Source organism: Apilactobacillus waqarii (genome assembly GCF_019061205.1).
Lineage (GTDB): Bacteria > Bacillota > Bacilli > Lactobacillales > Lactobacillaceae > Apilactobacillus > Apilactobacillus waqarii.
Genome location: NZ_JAHQYH010000007.1, coordinates 76,687 through 85,297, shown reverse-complemented (window position 1 = coordinate 85,297; position 8,611 = coordinate 76,687). Strand labels below are relative to the sequence as shown.

The window sequence follows — 8,611 nt, the reverse complement described above, 5'->3', positions numbered from 1 at the left end:
GTTAAGGATGATGCTGCTGCCGGTGCGACTGCTGCTAGTCAAGCAGGTAGTTCTGACACACCTGCTGCAAACCAAACACCTGCATACAAGATGGGTTACAACATTGCCAAGGGTGTAAGTGATGCTGAAAATGGTAAACAAGCTTCATCAACTAACAAGAATTCTGACTACACTAGCGCTTACAACAACTTTAATGACGGAAAAGCGCAAGGTGAAAAGGCTAAACCAACTGACCAAGCTCCAGCTAACGCTGATCAAGCAACTAAAGATGGTTTCGCTTACGGTCAAGGAATCGCCGCTCTTAAGAACGCCAAGAACCCAGAAGACCCAAGCGCTTCTCAAGGTTTAACTGGTAAACAATTAGACGGTTTCAACGCTGCTAAGGATGGTTACGAAGCTGCAATGAAGGGTCAAGGTGCTCCAACTTCTCCAGCCGCTGCTGTTGAAGGTTACAACTACGCAAAAGCATTAACTGATGGTGCTGCTGCAGATAAGAGCCCTGATACTGCTACTGGTAACGATGACTTACCAACAGAACAAAAAGCTTACGCTGACACTCAAGCTGCTATTGCTCAAGCTAAGGCTGACGTTAAGGCCGGAAAGACTGGAAGCCAGTTAGCTCCTACTGATGGTAACGCCAACAACAAGGACGTATACGACAAGGCATACGCTGCTGCTGTTAAGGCATACCAAAACACTGACCCAACTGCTACTGCTGCTTCTGCTGGTATCAAGGATGATGCTGTTGGTTCAGCTGCCTTCGAAGCTGCCAAGGCTGATGGACTAAAGGTTCAAGGTGCTAAGGCATTTACCGATGGTAAGGCTAATACCCAAAGTGATTCTAACTATACTAAGGGTTACGACGATGCTAAACAAGGTTATCTTGCTGCATTGAAGGGTAATGCTGCTGATCCAGCCAACTCTACAGACGCATATAACACTGGTGCTGCTGCTGCTGCTAACGATAAGGCTGGTTTCCAAAGTGCTGAAAACGGTAATTCTGATGGCTCAGATGCCGCTAAGGGTGCTGCTGATGCTATCGCTGCGGTTAAGGCTGCTAAGGGTAAGGACCTAGACTCACTACCTGAAAGCAATGATTCAACCAAGCCTGCATCATACAACAACGCTTACAACGCTGCGTTAGAAGATGCTAAGCAAGCTGCTGAACAAGGTATTGCTTCACAATTAACTCCAGATAGTACAAATACTCAAGCCCCAGTTCCTGCTGCATTAGCCGACGTTTACAAGGCTGCTGCAAATGACGCTCAAAAGGGTTATGCTGAAGGATTAACTGGTAAACCAGTATCAGACAGCAATAATGCTAGCGAAACTCAAGGTAACAACAAGGGTGCTGCTGACAAGCAAAAATATGATGATGCTTTAGCTGACTTTGCTAATGGTATTACTGATCCTAGCCAAGCTACACACACAGCTGATAAAACCGATCCTGTATATCAAGAAGCATTGAAAGCATTGAATGATGTAAAGACTGGTAACACTAATCAAACATCTGAAGATAACCAATCACCTGTATATGCTGTTGCATACTCACAAGCATTAGGTTCAAAGGATGCTCAAGCAGAAATCGCTAAGGATGCTGCTAAGGGTACTGACCCACAACCAATCAATGACCTAAGCGATCCAAGACTAGCTCAAACTCCAGCTAAGGATAAGCAATCATACATGAATGCTTACAACGACGCTATCAATGGTTACAACGCTGGTAAGAACAATACATCAGCTCAACCTGATAACAATGACACTGCTGACCAAAACGCATTTAATGCTGGTAAGGCTGCTGGTGATGCTATTCGTGGTGCAAACGATGCATTGAGTGGTAAGAAGTCAAACGATGATGTTGCCGGTGATCTAAACAGCGACGATCCAGCTACGAAGGCCTATGCTCAAGGTGTTACTCAAGCTAACAACGGTTACGCACAAGGTCTAAGCGATGCAAATCCAATGAGTAATGACGATTTAGCTAAGCAAACTCCTGCTTACCAAAAGGCTTACGCTCAAGGACAAGCTGACAAGGCCGGTGTTGATGCTGCTAAGTCACAATCAACTCCAGATGCTAACAACGTACCAAGTAACATCTCAAATAACAAACCAGCTGCTGACGCTTACAAGGGTTACGCTGCTGCCGTAGCTGCAGTTAAGGCTGCTAAGGGCGATGCTACTAAGGCTGACCGTCCAACTGATTTTGATTCACAATCTTCAGATTTCAAGGCTGCTTACCAAAAGGCAATCCAAGATGCTGTAGACGCTAACAAGGCTGGACAAGATTCCGTTGCTAACCCAAGTTCAGCTGCTGCTCGTCCAAGTGACCCAGCTCAAGCTGCTGTATACGATGCTGCTAGAGCTGATGCAAGCAAGGGTTATGCAGAAGGATTAACTGGCAAATCAGTTGCAGATACTAATAATGGTAACGAAAAAGCTGGTCAACAAGCTGGTGCTAACGACAAGGCTAAGTACGAAGCTGCTGTTAAGGATTATGCTAATGGTATTACTGACCCAACTAAGGCTTCAAACCCAGCCAATGCAAATGACCCAGTATACCAAGAAGCTTTGAAGGCAATCGCTGACGGAGCTCAAGGTAGAACGAATGCTAATGATAAATCACCTGTATACGCTGTTGCTAACTCACAAGCATTAGCTAAGAAGGATGCAATGGATGCAATCAAGGCTGCAAATACCTCTGCTAATGGTACTGAACCTTCAAGAATTAATAGCATTAATGACGTTCCTGCTGGTGTATCAGACAAGCAATCATACATGAATGCTTACAATGATGCTATCAAGGGTTATAACGCTGGTAAGGATGATAATCCTAGTGTTACAGCAGATAACTCAGATCCAGCTGACCAACAAGCATTTAAAGATGCTAAGGCAGCCGGTGAAGCAGCTCGTGGTGCTAACGACGCATTGAACGGTAAGAAGTCAAATGCGGATGTTGCTTCCGATCTAAACAGCACAGACCCAGCTAAGAAGGCCTACGCTCAAGGTGTTACTGATGCAAATGATGGTTATGAACAAGGTCTAAGTGACCCAACTACACAACCAATGAGTAGCGACGAATTAGCTAAGAAGACTCCAGCTTACCAAAAGGCTTACGCTCAAGGACGAGCTGACCAAAAGGGTGTTAAGGAAGCTAAGTCACAAGCTACTCCAGATGCAAACAACGTCCCTTCTGACCTTCAAGGGGACCAAAAAGCTACTGACGCCTTCAAGGGTTACGCTGCTGCCGTGGCTGCAGTTAAGGCTAAGAACGGAAATGCTACAAAGGCAGACCGTCCGGCTGACTTTGACTCACAAAGTCCAGACTTCAAGGCTGCTTACCAAAAAGCAATCCAAGATGCTGTAGATGCTAACAAGGCTGGTCAAGATTCAATTGCAAACCCAAGTTCAGCTGCTGCTCGTCCAAGTGACGATAACAAAGCTCAACAAGCTGTATACGATGCTGCTAAGCATGACACTAACAAGGGTATGGCCGAAGCATTAAGTGGTAAGTCAGGTAATTCAGATCCTTCAAACGCAAACGAACAAGCTGGTATTAAAGCTGGAAATGCACTACAAGCTGCATACCAAGCTGCCGCTAAGGACTTTGCAAATGGAATTACTGATCCAACCAAGGCTACTCAAACATTCAGTGATCCTGCTCAAGCTCAAGCTTACAAGGATGCATTAGCTGGTATGAAGGATGGTTCACAAACACCTGCTTCAGATCAAAATGATCCTAAGAGCGACTCACCAATTTATGCAATTGCTAAGCAACAAGCACAAAACGTTCAAAACGCTGTGGCTGCTGCTCAAGGTAGTCAAAACGTTGCAAACGGTCAACCTGACAAGGCTGCTGACCTAGCAAACGCAAATGGATACAACAACCCTGACAACAAGTCAGATATGGATGACGCATACATTGCTGCATCTAATGCTTACAGCGATGCAATTAACCACAACAATAATGACAAGCCTGCAGATCAAAGCCAATACAGTCCAGCTGATCAATTAGCATATGCTCAAGCATACAAGTCTGCTAAGGATGCTGCTGCTAAGGGATTAACTGACTTTGGTAATGGTAACAAGGCTCAACAACCAAATAACCCAGCTGATAAGGCTGCTTACAACAATGCTCAAAACGCTGCTCTTGCTGGTTTGAACGACGGACTAGCAAACCATGCTGATGCTACTAAGCAAGCTAACAACCCTGCATACAAGCAAGGTGTTGACGATGCTGCCGCAATCCAAAAGGCTGCTGAAGATGCTGTAAATGGTACTTCAACTGGTAAAGCTAACTTGACTCCAAACCAACAAGCTGCTTATGACAATATCAAGTCAGCTGCCGACGCTGGTCAAACCGAATACACAGATCACCCTGATCTATATGCTGGTAAGACTGGTGACGAATTGAAGAACGATGCTAACCAAGCTGCACAAGCTAAGTATCCAAACGATCCATTGAAGCAAGCTGCATTTGTTCAAGCAATTGAATCTGCTGGTGATGCATTCGGTAAGGGTGCTGACGCATTCGGTAACGGTGAATCACAACCAACTGGTATTGCCGCTGCTGGTTACCAAGCTGCTCAACAAGCATACGACAAAGCAACTGACGGTACTGGTAAACCTGAAAAGGTAAACGGTCACTACCCAACTCCACAAGGTGTTACTCCTTCTGATCAATACGATAAGACATTTGATGCCGCATACGACAAGTACAAGGCTGCTGTAGATAACGCTGCTCAAGATACTGCTGCAAACGGTGGTACTGCTGCAACTGCTGCAAACTCAAATGCTTACAAGAATGCTACACCTAAGGAACAAGCTGCTTACAACGATGCTGCTACTAAGGCTGCTAAGGGTATTACAGATGCTAAGTTAGACGACCCAACCAAGGATGCCCAATACGGTACTACCAAGGATGGTAAGTTCGTTCCTAACGATGACACTGCTGCTCAAGCATACGCTGGTGCTAAGGCTGGTTACGCTGACGGTAAAACTGGTGCTACTAACGAACCAACCAACGTAAGCCCTGCTTACAAGGCTGCTTACGACAAGGCTAATGCAGATGCTAAGGCTGCTGCACATGCTGGTGTTGAAGACTTTGCCCAAGGTCTATCCGCTGCTAACCCAACTGAAGATGCACAAGCTGCTAAGGATGCTCACAGCAATGGTTACAACCAAGCTACTGCTGGTTACCAAGCTGCTATCAATAACCCATCAGGTGACTTCTCAAGCAACCCAGATGCAAGTTACCAAAAGGGTGTTGAAATTGCTAAGGCTGCTGCCGCTGCTCGTGACAACGTTCTAAACAATGGTGACGACGCTCAACCTACTCAAGGTGAAACATCAACTGATCCAGATGTACAAGGCGCTGCTAAAGCTGCTGCTGCTGCCGCTAAGGCTGCATTAGCAGATGGTAAGAATGGTTTAGATAAGGTTACAAATGCCGGTCAAGTACCAGATGAATTTAAGCCATACGCTCAAATCTACGCTGATGCTTATGCAACTGTTCAAGATGCTGCTGCTAAGGCTGCTCAAGACGGTGCCAAAGCATTCGCTTCAGATGGTAAGGAAGGTAACCACGTTACTGATCCTAACAACAAGTCAGTAGATGCAGTTGCTAACCAAGAAGGTTACAAAGATGCTCAAGATGGTTATCAAGATGCTCAAACTAACCCAGATGCTGTAGCCTCAAATCCAAATACAGGTTCTGTAAATGGTGATGAAGCTGCTAAGGGTGCTGCTGCTGCATTTAACGATGTTGCCGGTAAGAATAATGCTAAACCAGGAGATCACGCAACTTCTGATAACAACCCAGTATACGAAGCTGCTTACCAAAAGGCATTAGCTGAAGGTAAGGAAAATGCTTCTGATGGTGCCGAAGCATTGTTTGATAACAACAACACCAACTCAACTGCAAACGCTGCAACATTAGCTAAGCCAAACGCAACTACTGCTTACGACAAGGCATTCAACAAGGGTCTAGAAAATGCTAAAAACGCTCTATCAGACGCCCAAGCAGATGATCCTTCTAAGGATGCTCAATACAATGGTGATAATGCTAATACAGATGCTGGTAACGTATACCATGCAACTCAAGATGCATACAAGGCTGTATTGAATGGCGAACAACCATTAACTGCTAGTCAACTAGCTGCTAAGGATCCTGTATACGCCGCTGCATACAAGAACGCATTATCACGTGCTCAAACTGCATCAACTAATGGTGCTACTGACACTAGTGATAATGGTTCATCATATGCTCCAAATGCTCTTGCTCAAGCTGTATACGAAAAGGCAAGAAGTGGCGCAAACAAGGCTTACCAAGATGCTCTTGCAAACAAGGATCCAGAACTAAAGAATCACAATGGTATTGATAAGAGTTCAGTTGCTTACCAAGCAACTCAAAACGCTATCAATGACTACTTGAAGAACAACGGTAATGCTAAGGAAGATCCAACCGCTGCAGGCATGGATCCAGCTAATGCTCAAGCTTACAAGGCATACTACGAAAAGGCTAAAGCTGCTGTTGCTCAAGCCGCAACTGATGGTGTTAATGCTTACCTTGGAGGTAAGGCAATTAACGACGTTCCATCTGTTGAAGGTGACAACGCAGGACTAGGTCAAGTTGCTAAGGAAGCTGCAGGACGTGCTGAAAAGGGTCATGAAGATGCTGTTAACAACGGTGGCCGTGTCAGCGATGCTAACCAACCAATTGCTAAGGATTCAGCTTATCTCACTGGTTTGAAGGGTGCTCAAGATGCTGCTAAAGGTGTTGGAGAAGCTATGGCTGATTCAACTAAGCAACCAGATGCAAATGCTCCTCAAGCTGAAAAGGATGGATTTAACGGTACAGTTGATGGATACAACAAGGCTGCTACTGATGGAAGCATCAAACCTGAAGATATCGATGCATACATCGCTGATAACCTAGGCGACAAGTCAATCGCTTACCGTGACGCCTTCAAGAACGCTTACCTAGATGGCCTAAAGGTTGCTAAGGCTGGTGCGGATGCTGCAAACGCAAACGAACCAGACGCAACTAACGGTCAAAATGGTGCAGCTCAAAAGGCTCAATCACAAGGTTACAAGGATGCAACTAACGCATTCCTAGACAAGCTACATGGTGTAGACGACAAGGACGCAACTTCAAACACTCCAGCTGCTGTTGCTGGACGTCAAAGAGCTAGCCAATATGTATTAGCACTACAAGATGTTGCTGAAGGTCATCCAAACACTGGTAGCTCAGATCCTGATTACCAAAAGGGATTAGCTACTGCTGAAGCTGCTGTTGCTCAAGCTGTTGCTGATGCAAAGGCTAACAAGCAACTACCAGCTGACCTAAGTCAAATTCCTGTTCCAGAAGGTTCAGACCCAGTTGCTTACCGTGATGCTTATGCTGGAATCCTAAGTGGTTTCTACAACGGTTACAACAGTAAGTCAACTGATTCTGGTTCAACTGATGCTTACTACAACATCGCATTTGGTATCGGATATGCTAAGGGTAAGGCAAGTATTCCAACAGATACTTCTGCTCCTCTAGACTTCTGGAAGAACACTAAGGCACCTAAGATCACCGATCCTGCAGTTGCTAAGGCATACAAAGAACAATATGCTCAAGCTAAGGCCGGTTTCTATGATGCTCTATACAAACGTGGTTCTAAGTCAAATAACGAATACTACAAGGAAAGTTACAAGACAGCTATGGATGGTTTAGCTGGAATGAGACTTGCCGCTAAGGGTGACACTAAGGCCAACCGTAACATTCTTAAGACTAAGGATGCTGCATTCGTAAGTGGTTACAATGGTTACCTAAAGGGTATCGAAGCTGCTAAGAGAACTCTTAAGAAAAACAAGAAACTTTCTGCTAAGGATCTTCTAAACAAGGACAAGGTTTACACCTACACCTTCAAGCAAGGTTTGAAACATGAAACTAAGATTCAAAGATCACACGGTAGGAAGGCCGGAGTTAACAAGGCGCTAGAACGTCGTGCAATTCCTAAGGACATTTACACTCATCATTCTGCAACTTATGCTCGTACTTTCGTTGCGACATACAAGAAGGAAATGAAGAGACATATGCCAAGATACATCTACAACGTAGGTACTATCTTTACGCATAATCATGTTAAATTCACTCGTCATACTCGAATCAGAGAATATGCTTACTCAACAAGATACAATTCAACAGTGTTCAGAGTTGTCGGTGTGAAGTACTACAAGAACCGTATCCCAAGATACCGTTTGAGTAATGGTGCTGTTGTAACTGCAAGCCAAATGGTACAAAATGCATACTACAAGAAGCACTTCAAGAAGTATCGTGTAATCAAACCTACTGGAGTATTGATCCATACAGGTAAGACATTCAGTAAACGTAATTCAGTAAGAAGATTGTACAGGGGAGAAGTATTCCATGTACGTAAAGTGGTTAAATTCCACGGTATTACTCGTCTATACGTTGGTAAGAATGAATACATTACTTCTAACAAGACATTTGTTAAAGCAGTTATCAAATAATTGCTAATAAAAAGAGTCACTGGTTAATTCCAGTGGCTCTTTTTTTGTATACATATAGAAAAATACTGTTAAAAAATTAAGAAATTTTTAAGAA

The 8,611-nt window shown here is 44.4% G+C and carries 1 protein-coding gene; it reads left to right on the top strand.

The features are described from left to right. Positions 1-8,517, top strand: an 8,517-nt coding sequence (locus tag KTJ72_RS05425; RefSeq protein ID WP_217304325.1) for a DUF5776 domain-containing protein, incomplete at its 5' end; no start/stop codon positions are given. Between the last annotated feature and the right edge of the window lie 94 nt (positions 8,518-8,611).